Source organism: Streptomyces taklimakanensis, assembly GCF_009709575.1.
GTDB lineage: Bacteria > Actinomycetota > Actinomycetes > Streptomycetales > Streptomycetaceae > Streptomyces > Streptomyces taklimakanensis.
The window spans coordinates 2136424-2153553 of the sequence record NZ_WIXO01000001.1 but is presented as its reverse complement, the minus strand read 5'-3'; the positions used below and the strand labels follow the sequence as shown (position 1 = coordinate 2153553).

Here is a 17130-nt window from a genome sequence, read left to right as displayed (position 1 = left end):
ACACGGCAAGACCGGTAACGTTGCGGGAGTGGAGCAGTCCGACGACCGGGATCCCACGCCGCCGGGGCTCCGTCCGGTGCGGGACCTGATCAACACCCTGGACGTGGAGACGGGCGCCGACGCGCTCGCCACCACGGCCGGCCTCGCCGCGTTCGCGCACCGCCACGGGTTGACCGAACCGGAGGCGGTCAAACGGAATCTTCCGGACATCGTCCGACTGCGCGAGGGGCTGCGCGCCGCCTGCCTGGCCCACACCGGCACACCGGTGCCCGAGGAGGCCCTGGCCGAACTGGACGCGGTGCTGCGCCGCGCCCCCCTCACGCTCACCCTCGACGAGGAGGGAACGGCGACGCTCGCCCCCGCCGACGGACTCACCGACGTCCCCGCCCTGACCGCGCGGATCGCGGCGGCCGTCGCCGTCGCGGCCTCCGACGGCACCTGGCGGCGCCTCAAGGTCTGCGAGGCACCCGACTGCCGGTGGGCCTACTACGACCGCAGCCCCGCCGGCCGCCGGCGCTGGTGCGACATGGCCGTCTGCGGAAGCCGGGCGAAGATGAGGGCCTACCGCGCACGACGGACGTCCGGCGCACGCGGTGGGTCAGGAACCCCCGGGAGGACATGACCGGCCGGCACCGCGCGCCACGGGCCCGGAGCGCGCGGAACCGCCGGCCCTACGCCGTCGGCCGCCCCAACGCCCGGAACGACCAGCCCGCCTTGCGCCACAGCACCGGATCCAGGGTGTTGCGGCCGTCGAGGACGCGCCGCCGGGCCACCGCCTCGCCCAGCACCTGCGGGTCCAGCTCCCGGAACTCCCGCCACTCCGTCAGGTGCAGCACCACGTCCGCGCCGCGCACCGCGTCCAGCGCGCTCTCGGCGTACCCCAGCGTGGGGAAGACCCGGCGGGCGTTCTCCATCCCCTTCGGGTCGTACACCGTCACCTGGCCGCCCTGGAGGTGGATCTGCCCGGCCACGTTCAACGCCGGCGAGTCGCGCACGTCGTCGGAGTCCGGTTTGAACGTCGCGCCCAGCACCGCCACCCGTTGCCCGAGGAACGCGCCGCCGACCGTCTCGCGGGCCAGGTCCACCATGTGGGAGCGGCGGCGCATGTTGATCGAGTCGACCTCCCGCAGGAACGTCAGCGCCTGGTCCGCGCCCAACTCGCCGGCCCGCGCCATGAACGCCCGGATGTCCTTCGGCAGGCAGCCACCGCCGAAACCGATCCCGGCCCGCAGGAACTTCCGGCCGATCCGGTCGTCGTGACCGAGCGCCTCCGCCAGCTTCACCACGTCGCCGCCCGCGGTCTCGCAGACCTCCGCCATGGCGTTGATGAACGAGATCTTGGTCGCCAGGAAGGAGTTCGCGGCCGTCTTCACCAGCTCGGCCGTCGGGAAGTCCGTCACCACGAACGGCGAGCCCTCCGCGATCGGCTTCGCGTAGACCTCGCGCAGCAGTTCCTCGGCGCGCTCCGAGCGCACTCCCACCACGATCCGGTCCGGGCGGAGGGTGTCCTCGATGGCGAAGCCCTCGCGCAGGAACTCCGGATTCCAGGCCAGTTCGGCCGCCTCGCCCGCCGGGGCCAGCTCCGTCAGCCGCCGCGCCAACCTCTCCGCGCTGCCCACCGGCACCGTCGACTTGCCCACCACCAGTGCCGGGCGCGTCAGGTGGGGGGCGAGCGAGTCGACGGCGCGGTCCACGTAGGACATGTCGCACGCGTACTCGCCCTGCTTCTGCGGCGTGTTCACACAGACGAAGTGGACGTCGCCGAACGTCCCCACCTCCTCCCAGGAGGTGGTGAAGCGCAGCCGTCCCGTCGAGCCGGCCACCCCGGCGACGTGGCGGCGCAGCAGCTCCTCCAGCCCCGGTTCGTAGAAGGGCACTCGTCCGGCCGACAGCGTCTCCACCTTCTCGGCCACCACGTCCAGGCCCAGCACCTCGAACCCCAGCTCGGCCATGGCGGCGGCGTGCGTCGCGCCGAGGTAGCCGGTGCCGATCACGGTGATCCTGAGGGCCATGGAGTGCTCCTGTGGTACGGGCGGGGTACTGTCCGCGAGCATATCCGGCCGTCGCCCGCCCGCTCCGGCCGCCGGTGTCGGCAAACTCATGTACCCGCGGACGGGCCGGGCCACTAGAATTGTGTTACTTAACGGTAGTTAGCAGTACCGCACCCAGGGAGTTGAGACACCGTGGCGGGATCGACCGACTTCGACCTCTACCGGCCGGCCGAGGAGCACGAGATGCTCCGCGAATCGGTGCGCTCGCTCGCCGAGGCGAAGATCGCGCCCTTCGCCGCCGAGGTGGACGAGCAGGGCCGCTTCCCCCAGGAGGCGCTGGACGCCCTGGTGGCCAACGACCTGCACGCCGTCCACGTGCCCGAGACCTACGGCGGCGGCGGTGCCGACGCGCTGGCCACCGTCATCGTGATCGAGGAGGTCGCCCGGGTGTGCGCCTCCTCCTCCCTGATCCCGGCGGTCAACAAGCTCGGCTCGCTGCCGGTGATCCTCTCCGGCTCCGAGGAGCTCAAGCGCAAGTACCTCACCCCCCTCGCCAAGGGCGACGCGATGTTCTCCTACTGCCTGTCCGAGCCCGAGGCCGGCTCGGACGCGGCCGGCATGAAGACCCGCGCGGTGCGCGACGGCGACCACTGGATCCTCAACGGCGTCAAGCGCTGGATCACCAACGCCGGCGTCAGCGAGTACTACACGGTGATGGCCGTCACCGACCCCGAGAAGCGCTCCAAGGGCATCTCGGCCTTCGTCGTGGAGAAGGGCGACGAGGGAGTCTCCTTCGGCGCCCCGGAGAAGAAGCTCGGCATCAAGGGCTCCCCGACCCGCGAGGTCTACTTCGACAACGTCCGCATCCCCGCCGACCGCATGATCGGCGAGGAGGGCACCGGCTTCGCCACCGCCATGAAGACCCTGGACCACACCCGCATCACCATCGCGGCCCAGGCCATCGGCATCGCCCAGGGCGCGCTGGACTACGCCAAGGGCTACGTCGCCGAGCGCAAGCAGTTCGGCAAGCCGATCGGCGACTTCCAGGGCGTCCAGTTCATGCTCGCCGACATGGCGATGAAGCTGGAGGCCGCCCGTCAGCTCACCTACGCCGCCGCGGCCCGCTCCGAGCGCGTGACCCTCGGCGCCGACGGCAAGGCGGAGGACCTGACCTTCTACGGCGCCGCCGCCAAGTGCTACGCCTCGGACGCCGCCATGGAGATCACCACCGACGCCGTCCAGCTGCTGGGCGGCTACGGCTACACCCGCGACTACCCGGTCGAGCGCATGATGCGCGACGCCAAGATCACCCAGATCTACGAGGGCACCAACCAGGTCCAGCGGATCGTGATGGCCCGCAACCTGCCGTAAGGCCGGAGGGCGGCGTTCGGTCGGCTCGGCGCCGCAACCGCGACTCGGGGGCGCCCTTCGGGGCGCCCCCGACGTCTTCCGCTTCTGTGGGCCCGTTCGATCTTCCCTGCCGGCGTGGGGTTATGGGTGGTTTGGAGGAGGCCGGAAGGAACAACGAGGCTGTACTCAGACGCTGTCGCTCCGGTCGCGGATCAGTTTGGTGATCGATACGACTCTCGGTCGGCCGACATTGCTGACACCGAAACCGAGTCCGTGCCGGTAGATCTCAGGAATCCAGTACTGGTCCTTCTCTCTGAAAAGGACACCGTTGGCCTCAAGGAGACGAGCCTGTGCTGAGGTCAGACGGACCGAATCGAGGGTGAAAGGAACCTTGCGGATCTCTTCGGGCAACTCCTGGAGGTGTCTGAAGACAGCGTCCACGGGTTCGTTCTCCTGCGCCATCGCGAAGATCTTCTCCCGGCTGCACTGTGGTAGCGCCCTGCGCATGGCCGAAGGAGTAAGCAAACGATCCGACCACCTTCCGGTCTTCTCATCGCCGGCCGAATTACTGGCGGCCTCGGCCAAGAAGTAGACGATGTCTCTCGCCTGGATCTGCAGATTGAAGTCGGAGAGCGCAGCCAGGAACCACTCCTCGGAGCGAGCTTCGCGGGAGCGGTCCGAGCCGAGCTTCTGCCCCCATACCTGGATGAGGATTTTGGAGAGTTCCTTCGAACTGGCCGAACGAACGCTGACCGACGTGTCGTTCATCAGCGCACCAGCTCGCTCGTTCACCCATGCAGCCAGACGGAGCGCCTCGGTCCGGTTCCACCGGAGCTCATATGCGCGGTGACGTTCGAGGAACTGTTGGGCGTTCTGTTGGACCGAGTTCAGAACGAGGTCGCGCCGCACAAAGACAACCAAACCCAGAGGGTGTCCACGCAGGGAACGGAGCCACTCGGGACAACCGGTGAGCAGGGCCCTCAGTGCGCGCTGCTGCTGCTGATTGCTGTTGAAATCCTGGAAGAGATCCTCCAAGCCGTCGATCACGAAGACCGCACGTTTCTCTCGGGCAAGATCCGTCAGTGCGGATTCGGCTGTCTTGGCCGTGGCGTCCAGACCGGCGGCGCGGGCCAGGCACGTTAGCCAGACCTGGCGCCATTCCACTTCGTTCAGTCTTTTGTCCAGCGCTTCGGTAACCAAGTCGCGGATGGAAAGGAAACTGTCCGGTTCGTTCCCGGTCAATCTGGCGGCGGAAGACCGCCGGACGTCGTCGATTCCAGAGCGAAGTTCTTCGGCAAGATTCTGTGATGCCAGAACGGGCACCAGCGGAGCACGGAGTTCGATGTTGTTCACGTCGACGGCTGCACCGAATTCCTCCCAGGTGCTCTGACGGCACATGCGGAGGTAGGTGAAGGTCTTTCCGGATCCCTTGGCTCCGACGATGATCTCCACCGGTGCCTCCGTCCTGTGGTTCGACACCAGGTTGGTGAGGGCTTCTGTCGGTAGAAATCCGTCCTGCACCTGGGCGGTCTCAGCATACGTAAGGCTCCGAGCCAGGTCTGCGAGCTTTTCGCGTACGACTCGAAGGTCGTCCTGGGAATTCTGCAAGCCCGAAATGGAAGCGGCCGGCTCCGGTGGGCGCAGACTGTCCGCGAGCTCGGACACCACGGAGCGTAGCGCGGTCCTCTCGATCCTGTCGCACACGTCGGCCCATCCCCGGGGGAGCGCGAGCAGGGGAGGGAGAAAGGGACTGCTGAGGGGCTCGGACGCCACATCGCGATCAACGGTGCTCTCGTCGCCGGTCTCCTCGTGGGAGCTCGATGGCGGAGCAATGGTCCCGGCGACCGCTTCCATCAACGATGCTGCCGCTTCCGACAACTCCGTCCCGTGTTCCTTCTCTTGGAACTGAGTGAGCAGTACGGCGCAGGAAGGGTCGGTCGGCCGTCGGGACGGGGCCCGGTGGGCCAGGTGTTTCAACATGTTCACGGTGCCCTGCACCGACTGATCGCTGACGGTGGTCACGAACACGCGGTGTACCCGTGGGTCCAAGAGGATCGGTGCACTGAGTTCGCTGGTGCCGGCTCTCAAGTCGATCAGAACGGTGTCCGCCCCCACCGAGTGGGCGAGCTCCGCCAGCGATTCCGTCAGGATGTACGGTGGCCGGTCATGTGTCAGGAGATCCACCGGTTGGATTCGGGGCGGGCCGATCCGAGTGCTGTCCCGCGTGGTGGGCAGGACGATAATTCCACCATGCTCCTGGTTGAGCAGGAACTTCCTCGCCAGCGCGATGATGTGGCTCCGGTCGTCGACCGGGGAGCCGTGTAGCAGGGAGATGAAGTCATCCAGAGCGAAATCCAGCCTTCCGCCCTGGGAAGCGATCATCCAACTGATGCCCGGTGCTTCGAGGTCGGCGTCGACCAGGAGAATGCGTTGTCCGTCAGCGGCCGTGTCGGTTCTCCGCTCCGCCAGTTCGCGGGCGAGTGCGACACAGTGCAAGGTCCGACCTACTCCGCCTTTGAAAGAGTGAAAGGCGCAGACTCGAACGCCGTGGGGGAATTGTTCTGTCTGCGGAGCGGGCAGTCCCTGTGCCAACTCCTGGACGATGCGCCGCTCGCCCCATCGAGGTACCCGAGTGACCTGGGTGATTTTCTCCGTGGTGCGTAGGTGGACCTCAAGGGCATCGCCGCTGCGGCCGCTGTCGAGCGACTCCAGTAGAATCACTTGGCTTTCCATGTCCACGGTGAGAGGACCCAGCCGCTCGGTGAGCCACGCCCACACGGTTTCGGGGTCCGTCCCCTCGGCAATGGTGAACTCGACGCTGTCCCAGTATGCGTCGACCTCGAGTAGCCAGGGCTCCCATTCGTCCCGTGCGGCGAGCTTGGCGAAGTACTCATCGACATCCACCCAGGTGTAGAGGTGGCTCGGAGCAGGAAGGGACTCCCCGGCGATCACCGCTTGTGCTCCTTTCGGCACCATTCGCTGAGGCTGCTCAGCGCGGTGTCTGCGATTTTTTCGTCATCCCTGTGTAGTGCGGCACCATACCGCCAGGCCTCATGGAGTTGGTGCTGTTCCACCTTGTTCCGACCGCCGTGTCTGCGGCGGCAGCCGATCAGCCGTCCCACCGCGTCAGGGCTGAGCCTGAGTTCCTTGGCGAGGGCTCTCAAATCGTGCGTGCGCAGTTCGGGGGGAAGGTCGGCGGTGCTGCGACCATTGGTTCCGTTCTTTCCGAGAACAGCCGCTTTTAGGCCACATTCGACGCTGTAGAACTGTAACAGGCGTGCTGCTGACCCATCCCTTACGGAGGCGCCATCCCGAAGCTCCACGTAGCTTCTGATCAGGTCACCCACCCCTACCTCGACTCCCATGGTGTCAGCTTAGAGAGGAAGGGGGGCGAACATGGCGGGAATGGGATGACGGATCGCTCCATGGCGCGCCTCTTCCGGCAACAGCGGCCGCGCGTGGGGCCCCGGACCGGACGGTCCGGGGCCCCACGCGTCACATGGCCGTACGGGAGGTGTTCCCGCGCCGGCGGGGTTCAGTCGCCCTTGACGGTGACCTTCTCGCCGTTCTTGATCTGCTCGACGAGCGTCTTGACCTTCGCCATGTCCCACTTGAGGGAGCCCTGCGGCGCGGATCCCGCGATCGGCATGTTCATCGAGACGCCCTCGCCGCCCGTGACGTCCTTCATGGCCCAGAACATCGAGGCCAGGTCGAACAGCCCCATGTCCTTGTCGACGATCAGGGTGTCCAGGCCCGCGCTCATCGTCGGGTAGAGCCTGAAGGGATTGAGGACGGTGGAGGGGGTGGCGGTCTGGTCGGCCAGGGCGGCCAGGAACTTCTGCTGGTTCTTGGTGCGCTCCAGGTCGCTGCCCGCCTCGTAGCGGTTGCGGACGAAGGCCAACGCCTCGGCGCCGTTCAGCGTCTGACGGCCCTTCTCGAAGTCGGCGCCGGAGTTCTTGTCCTTGATGTCGCGGGGGATGTCCATCTCCACGCCGCCGACCGCGTCCACGATCTTGGCGAAGCCGCCGAAGCCGATCTCCGCGTAGTGGTCTATGCGCAGGCCGGTGTTGTACTCGACGGTGCGGACCAGCAGGGTGGCGCCGTCCATGGAGTAGGAGGCGTTGAGCTTGTTGGCGCCGCGGGAGGGGAACATCTTGCCGCTCTCGGACCCCTTGAACTCGGGGATGGTGACCCAGGAGTCGCGGGGCAGGGAGATCATGACGACGCCCTGGGGGCCGTCGTGGAGCAGGATCATCGAGTCGGTGCGCTTCCCCGCGGCCGATCCGGTGTGCAGTTCCTTCCGCTCCTCGGCGGTCAGGCCCTCGCGGCTGTCGGAGCCCACGATCAGGTACGTGGTGCCCTCGCCCTTCTCGGGCCGGTCGACGACCGTGCTCAGGTCGACCTCGCGGCGCAGCTTGGAGTCGGCCCAGAAGTAGGTGCCGACGGACCACACCAGGAGCACGACGAGCAGGGTGACGAACCCCACCTTGATCCGACGGCCCCAGTCGGGGGCGGGGCGCGGGCCGCGGTACCCGACGTTCCCGTCCCCGCCGCGCCCCCCGGCGTAGCCGGCGCCGGCGTACACCTGGCCCGTGTTGTAGCCGGAGTCGTACCCGGCGGGGCCGCCGTATCCGGGGCGGCCGTCGTACCCGGTGGGGCCGTCGTGGTTGCCGTGGCCGCCGTAGTGGTCACCGCGTCGCGGGTTCGGCATGGCACGGGTGGGGTCCGGGCGCGGTCCGACGCCACCGCCGTTGGGCCAGTCAGTCATGGGAGGCAGTGTGCACGCTCCGGGTGGACGAGCCATAGACAGGGGGCCGGAACCGGAGCAGGGCTGTTGCAGAGCTGATGCACTGCGCGGTGTTCGCGGCGGGACGGGCGCGCACCGGGTGGGGCGGGGCGCCGTCCGTGCGCCCGGGCGGCGGGCGCGGGCCGTGGGGTTCCGTACCGGAGGGGCCGCATAGGGTGGAGAACATGACGACTCAGGCCCAGGCCCCCCAGCACGATCTGCCGGGCAAGCCCACCGCGGTGTCCCGGACCACCCTGTCGCACATCATGACGGGCAACGACACCAACCTCCTCGGCACCGTCCACGGCGGGGTGATCATGAAGTTGGTCGACGACGCGGCGGGCGCGGTGGCCGGACGGCACTCGGGCGGGCCGGCGGTCACGGCGTCGATGGACGAGATGGTCTTCCTGGAGCCGGTCCGGGTGGGGGACCTGGTGCATGTGAAGGCCCAGGTGAACTGGACGGGCCGGACCTCGATGGAGGTCGGGGTGCGGGTGCTGGCCGAGCGCTGGAACGAGTCGGCCCCGGCGACGCAGGTCGCCTCGGCCTACCTGGTGTTCACGGCGGTGGACGAGAGCGGCAGGCCGCGACCGGTGCCGCCGGTGATCCCCGAGACCGAGCGGGACAAGCGGCGGTGGCAGGAGGCCCAGATCCGGCGTACCCACCGGCTGGCCCGGCGCCGTGCGATCAAGGAGTTGCGCGACCGGCGGGCGGCCGAGGGCATCGACGACTGACGGACGACCGACCGGCGGACGGGACGACCGTCAGGGACAGGCGACCTCGTCGCCCGTGACGGCACGCACGCCGCCGCTCCCGGGTTTCGCCGGGCGACCGCCGCCGTCCGGGGACGACGACGGGGACGCGGAGGGCGACGGGGAGCCCGAGGCCGAGGAGGACGCGGCGGGGGCCGTGCCGTCGGCGGGCGCGGGACGCACCCGGCGCACCTCCTGACGGTCGTCGCCCAGGACGACCTCCAGCACCGGCCCCTGCCCCTTCACCGCCTTCAGCCGGGCGCCGGGCAGAGCGGTGGCCAGGGCGCGCGCCGAGCGGTCCCAGCCGGGGTCGTGGCGGATGACGGTGTGCTCGACGTCCCGGCGCTCCGCGGCGCGGGGGGCGCCGGTGGTGTCGAAGCCGGTGGCGCGCAGGGCGCGGTCCACCCGGTCGCCGAGGGCGGCGTCGGAGGTGCCGTTCTCGACCCGCACGCGGATCCTCGCGGGATCGACCTCGACCGGCAGGGGATCGTCCTTCCGGGGCTTCTCCGTCCGCTCGGGCCTCCCGCCGGGGGGCTCGTCGAGGTTCTTGGCATCGGCCGCGGCACCGCCGACCCCCTCCCGCCCGGCCCGCTTCGCCGTTCCGGAAGTCAGGGGGCGGTCCCGGCGCAGCGCGGTGAACAGCCGCTCCGCGCCCTCGTCGTTCCACACGACGGTCGAGCCGACACCGGGCACCGTGTGGTCGGGGTCGTCGAGGGGGACGGAGGCGAACTCGGCGGAGGCCGTGGTGAAGCCGCGCATGGCCCGGCCGAGCGCCAGCAGATCGTCGGCGCCGAAGTCCCGGTCGGCGCGGACCGATCCGAGCAGTGCGGAGACGACCCGGCCGAGCCGGGTGGGGGCGGTGAGGAGGTCCTTCTCGGTGGCCTCGCCGATGACGGAGGCCAGGAAGCGCTGTTGACGCTTGATGCGGCCGAGGTCGCCCTCGGCGTCGAGGTACCGCGCCCGTACGTACCGCAGGGCCTCTCCGCCGTCGAGCCGGGTGGTGCCGGCGGGCAGGTCGAGGCCGCTGCGTTCGTCGCGGAGCGGTCGGGGGGTGCAGACGGGGACGCCGCCCAGGGCGTCGATGGTCCGCATGAAGCTGGTGAAGTCGACCTCCAGGTAGTGGTCGATGCGCAGGCCGGTCAGTTTCTCGACGGTGCGGACGGTGAGTCCCGGGCCGCCGATGGAGTAGGCGGCGTTGATCTTCCCGGAGTGCTCGGTGCGGCGCTCGCCGGTGACCGGGTCGATGTGCTCGGGGAACTCGGCGTAGGTGTCGCGGGGGATGCTGACGACACTGGCCCGGCCGCGGTCGGCCGAGATGTGCACGAGCATGATCGTGTCGGTGCAGTTGCAGGGCTCGCCCCCGAGCGAGTACCTGCGTTTCTGCTCCTCGGTGAGGTCGTCGCGGTCGTCGACGCCGACGACCAGGAAGTTGGTGCCGCCTCCGGCACCGGGGCGGTGGCTGAGCCCGTGGAAGGGGTCCACGCGCTCCAGGCGGCCGTCGAGTCCGGAGACCACCGCGTGCCCGATGCCGCCGGCCAGCAGCACCATCGCGGAGACGGCGCCGGCGATCCTGGTTCCCCAGCGGGACGGGCCGCGCCGCTTCGGTCGGGGACGGGCGTGGCGGCCGCGTTGACGGGACCGTGACCGTAGGGGCATCGGGGTAAGCACCTCCGCGGCGGTGGGGGCCAGGAAGCGGCCAACATAAGTCCATACGATCTACGGACCGCGATCCCACGCCGTCCTCGGCCGGCGGCCACCCGGCTGCCGTGCGAGGGCGTCACCCGGTCGCGGTACCGTGATCCGGTGACCTCTGCACAACGATCCCCCTCCCCGGCCGCGGCGCCGCCCGCGGTCTCCGTGATCATGCCGGTGCTCAACGAGGAGCGGTACCTGCGCAGCTCCGTGCGGCACATCCTGGAGCAGGAGTACGCCGGTGAGCTGGAGGTCGTGATCGCCCTCGGCCCATCCGAGGACCACACCGACGCCATCGCCGCCGAGCTGGTCCGCGAGGACCCGCGGGTGCGCACCGTGCCCAACCCCACCGGCCGCACCCCCGCCGGCCTCAACGCGGCCATCGCCGCCTCCCGCCACCCGATCGTGGTGCGGGTGGACGGGCACGGCATGCTCTCGCCGAACTACATAGCGACCGCCGTGCGGTTGCTGGAGGAGACCGGCGCGGCGAACGTCGGCGGCATCATGCACGCCGAGGGCGAGAACGACTGGGAGAAGGCGGTGGCCGCCGCGATGACGTCGAGGATCGGTGTCGGCAACGCGGCGTTCCACACCGGTGGCGAGGCCGGCGAGGCCGAGACGGTCTACCTGGGAGTCTTCCGGCGGGAGGTGCTGGAGCAGCAGGGCGGCTACAACGAGGAGTTCATCCGGGCGCAGGACTGGGAACTGAACTTCCGCATCCGGCAGGCGGGCGGGCTGATCTGGTTCTCGCCGGAGCTGCTGGTCTCCTACCGGCCGCGACCGAGCGTGCGCGCGCTGGCCAAGCAGTACCGCAACTACGGCCGCTGGCGGCACGTGGTGGCCCGCTACCACTCCGGGTCGATCAACCTGCGCTACCTGGCGCCGCCCGCCGCGGTGGTGGCGATGGCGGCGGGCCTGGTGGTGGGGGCGCTGGTCACCCCCTGGGGCCTGGTCGTCCCGGCGGGCTACCTCGCGGCGATCACCGCGGGATCGGTCCCGGCGGGCAGGGGTCTGCCGCCGGGAGCCCGGGTGCGGATCCCGCTCGCGCTGGCGACGATGCACATGTCCTGGGGCTGGGGCTTTTTGACCAGTCCGCGCAAGCTGGCCGAGAAGGTGAAGGCGAGCCGCAGGGAGCCGGTGACCGCCGGCGGCTGACGGCGCGTCACCAGGTGTAGCGGGGGTTGACGTCCATGCAGCCCCTGTCCTCGCCGCCCAGCATGTCGGCGCTCTTTGGGGCCTTGCGCTCGCCGTCGTCCGGCTTCTCCGACCCCACCGGATAGGTGGCGCCCTCACGCCAGTCGGCGCCCACGACCAGGGTGATCTCCTCGACGCCCGCCGACCGCCGTACCGCCCGCTCGGGCAGGCCGACGGCCTCGGCGACGGCGAGGGCGTCGCCGTGCAGGCTCTCGTCGGGGTACGACAGGGTGGTGTCGGCCCGGGGCTCCTCGGTCGGTTCGGCGGCGGCCAGAGTGAAACCGAGCCGCCGCAGTTCGTCGGCGACGGCGCCGGCGCGGCCGTTGACGGGACCGAGGGCGGCGGTGCGGGTGCCGTTGAGGACGCGCACGGTGATCCGTTCCTCGGGCGCGGCGGGGTCGCGCGTCTCCCGTGCGGTGTCCTTCTTCGGCGCGGGGTCCTTCCCGTCGAGCGCGACGTCGTCGCGGATGAGGGAGAAGACCTGTTCGGCCTCGCCGGGCTTGGGGACGACGTAGTCGCCGCCGGCGGCGTACTCCCACGGCATGGTGGCCATGGAGATCCGGTCGGTGGGGACCTTCTTCAACTCGTTCGCCAGGTCGTAGAGGTCCTTGACGCCCTCGATGCCGTCGTCCACGGTGAGCGCCTCGGTCGCGGCCTCGGCGAGCGCCCGGAGCTTGCCGGCGTCGGTGAGCTTGGTGCCGGCCTTGAGCTGGCGGACCATCGAGTTCATGTACATGTGCTGGGCCCGGGCCCGGCCGATGTCCGTGCCGTCGCCGAAGCCGTAGCGGGTGCGCAGCCACTGGAGGGCCTGCTCGCCCCGGACGGTGGTCTCGCCCTTCTCCAGACGGAGGCCGGAGTTGGGGTCGTGGACGTTGGCCCGCACGCAGACGGGGACACCGCCGACGGCGTCGGCCATGTCCACCACGCCCGCGAAGTCGATCATCATGAAGTGGTCGATGGGGATGCCGGTCAGTTCGCCCCAGGTGGCGACGGTGCAGCCCGGTCCGCCGTGCTGGAGACTGGTGTTGATCTTCCCGATGGTCCGTGGATGGACCGTGTCGTCCTCCGGGTCGGTGCACTCGGGGATGGTCACCCGGGTGTCCCGGGGGATGCTGAGCACCGAGATGCTGTCGCGGTCGGCGGAGAGGTGCAGCAGCATCTGCACGTCGGCGAGCGGCTCGTCCCCGACCTTGTCGCGGGCGCCGCCGAGCTCGACGTTCCGCGTGGAGTTACGGCTGTCGGAGCCCAGCAGCAGGATGTTGATCGGGGTGCGACCGTCGGCGTCCTGACGGTGTTTGAGCTGGTCGCCGCCGAGGGTGAGGGGCTTCCTGGTGAGGTTGCCGTTGAGGTGCTCGTAGTAGAGGTAGCCGGCGCCGGCGGTGCCCAGGACCAGTACCGACAGGCTGAGGGCGACCCAGCGCAGCACCCGCACGGCGCCCCCGGGCCGACGGCCCCCCGTACCGCCGCCGCTCCCCTCGGGGCCGCTCCTCCCGTGTCCCGCTCCGTGCCCGCCGGAGCGCGGGCCGCGTCCGGCACCGGCACCCCCTCCGGTGCCGTCCGTTCCGGAGGCGTCCGCGTACGGTCCGTTCCTCCGGCCGAGGTCCCGGGCCCGCGGGGCGCGGTCGTGCGGTCCGTCCCCCGGTGCGGCGTACTGCCTCAACGAGCCCTCCCCAGCCACCGGGACCGCTTCGGAACGCGGCGCCGGGACCTCACTTGGCGCATATCTGTTCGTCGGCCTCCACGTTCCCGAGGTTCTCCGGGGCCTTCGTCGGAGTGGCGACGGGGATCCCGACCCCCTTGAAGTCGGCGCCGAGCGTGAGGACCATCGGTTCGCGCCCCACGGCGTCCACGGTGCCCGGCTTCAGGGCGGAGGCGGGCAGGCCCATGAGGTCGGCGAGCTTGCGAGCCTGGTCGGCCTGGTTGGGCGCGTATTCCAGGGTCGTCTTGTCGGCCGGCTCGGGCGCGTTGCCGCCGTTGCGGGCCTTCGACATCCCGTGGCTGTTCTGCAGCCAACTGAGCGTGGTCTGCGCGGCGCCGGCGATCTCCCCGCCGTTGAAGACGTCGACCCGGACGTCGACGGCATCGGCCCGCGGGCCCTTGAGCAGGGCCTCCTGCTCCTGCTTGGCCTTGTCCTTGGCCGCCTTCTCCTTCTTCTCCACCTCGGTGAGGGAGACGTCGTTCTGCAGCATCGAGAACAGCGGGAGCGCCTTGGTCTCGTCGAGTACGACGGTGGCCTTGATCTTCTCCGTGGGATTGTCGTTCACCGGGAGGGTGACGAAGGAGATGTTCTTGAGGTCGATCCCGCTGAGTTCCCTGCCCAGGTCGGTCAGCTTCTTGATGCTGCCTATCTTGCTGTCGACGGTGAGCGCCTTGGTGGCGGCGTCCGCCAGGTCCCACAGCTTGCCGGGGTCGGTCAGGGTGTCGTTGGACTTGAACTTGCGGATCATCGAACTCAGGAACTGCTGCTGCACCTTGATGCGGTCCAGGTCGCTGCTGTTCCCGAAGCTCTTGCGGGTGCGGACGAAGGCCAGGGCGTCCTCGCCCATGACGACGCTCTCGCCGGCGGGCAGGTCCAGCTTCGACTTGGGGTCCTTGACGGGCTTCTCCAGACAGACCTCGACGCCGCCGATGGCGGTGGTCAGCGTCTTGACCGCGTTGAAGTCGGCCATCATGAAGTGGTGGACGTCCAGCCCCGTCAGCTCCTTGACGGTGCGCATGGTGCAGCCCGGGTCGCGGCCCCCCTGACCGAGGCTGTTGTTGAACCGGGTGTTCGGGGTGCCCGGGATCATCTCGGTGGTGCCGTCCTCCTGCTTGGTGGGGCAGTCGGGGATGTCGGTGATCAGGTCCCGGGGGATGCTCAGGACGGTGGCGTTGGAGCGGTCCTCGGAGACGTGGAAGAGGAACGTGGTGTCGGCGTGGCCGCCGCTGCCCGTGTCCCCGTAGCCCTCGTTGCCCGCTCCGGTGCGCTTGTCCGTGCCGATCAGCAGGATGTTGATGGGGCCGCCCTCGCCGAAGCCCCCGGTGTCACCGCCGACGTCGCCGACGTCGACCGTGCTGAGGTTGCCGTTGAAGTGGTCGTAGACGAGGTATCCGGCGACCGAGGTGCCGACGACCAGGAAGGCCGCCACGCCACCGGTCCATTTCAGGGCCTTCTTCCGGCCGGCCTTCTTCGCCCTCGCCTTGCGCCGGGCGGCGGCCCTGCCGCCGGTCTGCGCGGCCTGGTACCGGGCGGCCGCCCGGCCGCCGGCGCTCTTGCGGGCCGCGGCCCTGCCTCCGGGGGGCCTGGTCTCGGCCGGGGTGGCGTCGGTCGACTCGCTCTCCGGGTCGTCGGCCACCCGTCGCCTGCGCTGCCGTGGCACCTCGCCGTGGGGAGCGGTGGCCTGCCGGTGGTCCGAGGCGCGAGGGGCCTCCGTGCGGGGGGGCGCCGTTCGGGGAGCCGCCGTGCGGGGGGCGGGGGAGGGGGACGGTCGCGCTCCGGGGGAGGCCGGTCGCAGTTTGTAGTCGCCGGTCTCCGGGTCGAAGACCCACTGGTCTGCGGGGTCGACATCCCCCGCACGCCCACGGCTTTGCGCGTCCACGGTTGCCTGAATCCTCCGTCGTGCCACGTAGCGCCCTCCGTTGGGACGTCGGGCGCTCGATCGGTCACAGTGCGGTGCGCGGCTGTCTGGGCGAACGCACCGGATTGCTCACACTATCCGTCACGGTTGGGTGTCAAGCACCCCTGTCCGCACGTTACTTTCCTCCTGAAGAGGACATTCCATGCCTTTTCCCGAGGGTGGACCCTGTGCTGTTTCTCTCTCGCCTCCCGACCGGCCAGGCCCGTTCGAACCCGCCCGCGCTCATCCGCACACACCGCCGACGGACGACGAGACGGAGGGGGAGGCGGACGGCGAGCCGGTGCCGTCCCCCGGAACGGTGACTCCCGTCTTCGACGCGGCAGGCCCCGTCCCGGGTTCCGCGGTCGCCTCCCGGACCCGGACGGCACCCCGCGACGCCGGTTCGCCGGACGGGGCGCCGGACGGCTCGGCCGCCGGCTCGTCGGGCGACCCGGTGACCGGTTCGTCGGTCGGGCCGTCGGGGGAGGAGCCGGTCAGGAGGTCCTCCGGCACCGGCCGGTCGTCGCGGAGCGCCGCGAAGAGCCGGTCGGCGTCGGGCTGCACCAGCTCGTCCCGGTTGGGGTCGTAGGTGTACGGCCGGCGGGGGGCGGTGAGGAACCGCACCCGGTCCTGGGGGAGGTCGCGCACGCTGCGCGCCAGATCGTAGAGTTCGGTGAGGGAGTCCAGCCCCGGATCGGCGACGAGCGAGGACGTCACCGCGTCCAGCACCCGGTACAGCTTCGTCGGGTCGGTCAGGATCCCGTCGTCGCGCACCTCGTGCAGCAGCGACTTCAGGAAGTCCTGTTGCCTGGCCATCCGTTGGGTGTCGCTGCCGTCCCCGATGCCCTTCCGGGCGCGGACGTAGCCCAGTGCCTGCTCGCCGTCGAGCCGCTGCGGGCCCGCGTCCAGGACGAGGTGGGCGTCGGGGTCGTCCACGGGTTCGGCGAGACACACCTCGACGCCGCCGACCGCGTCCACCAACTTCTCGAAGCCGGTGAAGTCCACCACCAGGTGGTGGTCGACGCGGATGCCGGTCAACTCCTCGACGGTGCGCACCGTGCAGGCCGTGCCCCCCAGCCCGAACGCCCAGTTGAACTGGGCGAACCGGGGCTCGGTGGTGGTGCCGTCGGGCTGTTCGCACTCGGGGACGTCCACCATCAGGTCGCGCGGTATCGACACCCCCGTGGCGCGGGACCGGTCGGCGGACAGGTGGAGCAGGATGGTGGTGTCCGAACGCCGGGTGCCGTTGTCCCGGCCGTACCTGCCGTTGTCGCCGCTGCGGTCGTCCGAGCCGATCAGGAGGATGTTCCTGGCCTCGTGCGCCACCGGCGAGGGACGCTGTTCCTCGAAGCGCCGCAGTTGGTTGACGGCGTCGACGTCGGTGCGGATGTTGCCGTCGAGACGGTCGTAGAGGTACCAGGCCGCCCCTCCGGCCGTGAGCACGAGGAGCGACGCGCCCAGGGCCGCCCAACGCAGCAGACGGCGGGGGCGGAGCGACGGGCCGTCCTCTGATCGGTGTTCTGCCTGGTGCGTGCCCTCTGGTTCGGTCACGTCTGAGTTCATCCCTCGCACGGTCGGCGGTGTCCGGCGCGCACAGGTGTGCGGCGACCGGTCTCCTGTACAGACACCGGAGAACGGCGCGGGGTTGTACTCCGGGTGCGGAAAACCCGCCCGTGCGGCGGAGGCCCGGGCGGGTTGGTCCGGGAAACAGGGGAAAGTTCCGCCCCGGCACCCGGGAGGGCGGGGGACCGTGGACCCGGGCCGGTCGG

12 protein-coding genes are annotated in these 17130 nt (G+C 70.1%); 4 read left to right on the top strand and 8 right to left on the bottom strand.

All coding sequences use genetic code 11. The features are described 5' to 3' along the window. Nucleotides 1–28 precede the first annotated feature (28 nt). Nucleotides 29–622 (top strand): CGNR zinc finger domain-containing protein, encoded by a 594-nt coding sequence (locus F0L17_RS09330; protein WP_338018020.1) that lies wholly within the window; start codon nucleotides 29–31, stop codon nucleotides 620–622. 49 nt (nucleotides 623–671) lie between these two features. On the opposite strand, the gene F0L17_RS09325 is transcribed toward F0L17_RS09330, so the two are convergent. Continuing rightward, the gene (locus tag F0L17_RS09325) at nucleotides 672–2012 is read right to left on the bottom strand and encodes a UDP-glucose dehydrogenase family protein (RefSeq protein WP_155070708.1); all 1341 of its coding nucleotides are present in this window, start codon (nucleotides 2010–2012) and stop codon (nucleotides 672–674) included. A 171-nt stretch (nucleotides 2013–2183) separates the two neighbouring features. Between F0L17_RS09325 and F0L17_RS09320 the strand changes: the two genes are divergently transcribed. Next, complete coding sequence (locus F0L17_RS09320; RefSeq protein ID WP_162465989.1) at nucleotides 2184–3362, top strand: acyl-CoA dehydrogenase family protein; 1179 nt, start codon at nucleotides 2184–2186, stop codon at nucleotides 3360–3362. Between the two features lie 165 nt (nucleotides 3363–3527). Here F0L17_RS09320 and F0L17_RS09315 read toward each other — a convergent pair whose 3' ends face one another. The 3 genes from F0L17_RS09315 to F0L17_RS09305 form a co-directional block, all read right to left on the bottom strand. Next, a complete protein-coding gene (locus F0L17_RS09315; protein WP_155070707.1) occupies nucleotides 3528–6293 on the bottom strand; it encodes a ParA family protein in 2766 nt (921 codons plus the stop codon). Next, nucleotides 6290–6706 carry a hypothetical protein gene (locus tag F0L17_RS09310; protein WP_155070706.1) on the bottom strand — a complete coding sequence of 139 codons (417 nt, stop codon included), beginning with the start codon at nucleotides 6704–6706 and terminating at the stop codon, nucleotides 6290–6292. The genes F0L17_RS09315 and F0L17_RS09310 overlap by 4 nt, the downstream gene beginning before the upstream one ends. A gap of 170 nt (nucleotides 6707–6876) precedes the next feature. Then, the gene (locus F0L17_RS09305; protein WP_202917855.1) at nucleotides 6877–8109 is read right to left on the bottom strand and encodes an LCP family protein; all 1233 of its coding nucleotides are present in this window, start codon (nucleotides 8107–8109) and stop codon (nucleotides 6877–6879) included. A 203-nt stretch (nucleotides 8110–8312) separates the two neighbouring features. On the opposite strand from F0L17_RS09305, the gene F0L17_RS09300 reads away from it, so the two are divergent. Beyond that, complete coding sequence (locus F0L17_RS09300; protein ID WP_155070705.1) at nucleotides 8313–8861, top strand: acyl-CoA thioesterase; 549 nt, start codon at nucleotides 8313–8315, stop codon at nucleotides 8859–8861. A gap of 30 nt (nucleotides 8862–8891) precedes the next feature. On the opposite strand, the gene F0L17_RS09295 is transcribed toward F0L17_RS09300, so the two are convergent. Then, nucleotides 8892–10535, bottom strand: coding sequence for an LCP family protein (locus F0L17_RS09295; RefSeq protein WP_155070704.1), 1644 nt, complete (start codon nucleotides 10533–10535; stop codon nucleotides 8892–8894). A gap of 147 nt (nucleotides 10536–10682) precedes the next feature. On the opposite strand from F0L17_RS09295, the gene F0L17_RS09290 reads away from it, so the two are divergent. After that, on the top strand, nucleotides 10683–11726 hold the full coding sequence (locus tag F0L17_RS09290; protein ID WP_338018019.1) for a glycosyltransferase family 2 protein: 1044 nt from the start codon (nucleotides 10683–10685) through the stop codon (nucleotides 11724–11726). A gap of 7 nt (nucleotides 11727–11733) precedes the next feature. On the opposite strand, the gene F0L17_RS09285 is transcribed toward F0L17_RS09290, so the two are convergent. The 3 genes from F0L17_RS09285 to F0L17_RS09275 all read right to left on the bottom strand — a co-directional run bounded on the left by F0L17_RS09285 (nucleotide 11734) and on the right by F0L17_RS09275 (nucleotide 16912). Next, complete coding sequence (locus tag F0L17_RS09285; RefSeq protein ID WP_155070703.1) at nucleotides 11734–13425, bottom strand: LCP family protein; 1692 nt, start codon at nucleotides 13423–13425, stop codon at nucleotides 11734–11736. Nucleotides 13426–13474: 49 nt separating this feature from the next. After that, a complete protein-coding gene (locus F0L17_RS09280) occupies nucleotides 13475–15343 on the bottom strand; it encodes an LCP family glycopolymer transferase (RefSeq protein ID WP_162465988.1) in 1869 nt (622 codons plus the stop codon). Between the two features lie 261 nt (nucleotides 15344–15604). Beyond that, a complete protein-coding gene (locus F0L17_RS09275; protein ID WP_420802404.1) occupies nucleotides 15605–16912 on the bottom strand; it encodes an LCP family protein in 1308 nt (435 codons plus the stop codon). Between the last annotated feature and the right edge of the window lie 218 nt (nucleotides 16913–17130).

Coding starts and splice junctions, on each gene's coding strand:
- F0L17_RS09295 (WP_155070704.1), bottom strand. CDS start 10,535: ATGCCCCTACGGTCACGGTCCCGTCAACGCGGCCGCCACGCCCGTCCC.
- F0L17_RS09305 (WP_202917855.1), bottom strand. CDS start 8,109: ATGACTGACTGGCCCAACGGCGGTGGCGTCGGACCGCGCCCGGACCCC.
- F0L17_RS09310 (WP_155070706.1), bottom strand. CDS start 6,706: ATGGGAGTCGAGGTAGGGGTGGGTGACCTGATCAGAAGCTACGTGGAG.
- F0L17_RS09325 (WP_155070708.1), bottom strand. CDS start 2,012: ATGGCCCTCAGGATCACCGTGATCGGCACCGGCTACCTCGGCGCGACG.
- F0L17_RS09300 (WP_155070705.1), top strand. CDS start 8,313: ATGACGACTCAGGCCCAGGCCCCCCAGCACGATCTGCCGGGCAAGCCC.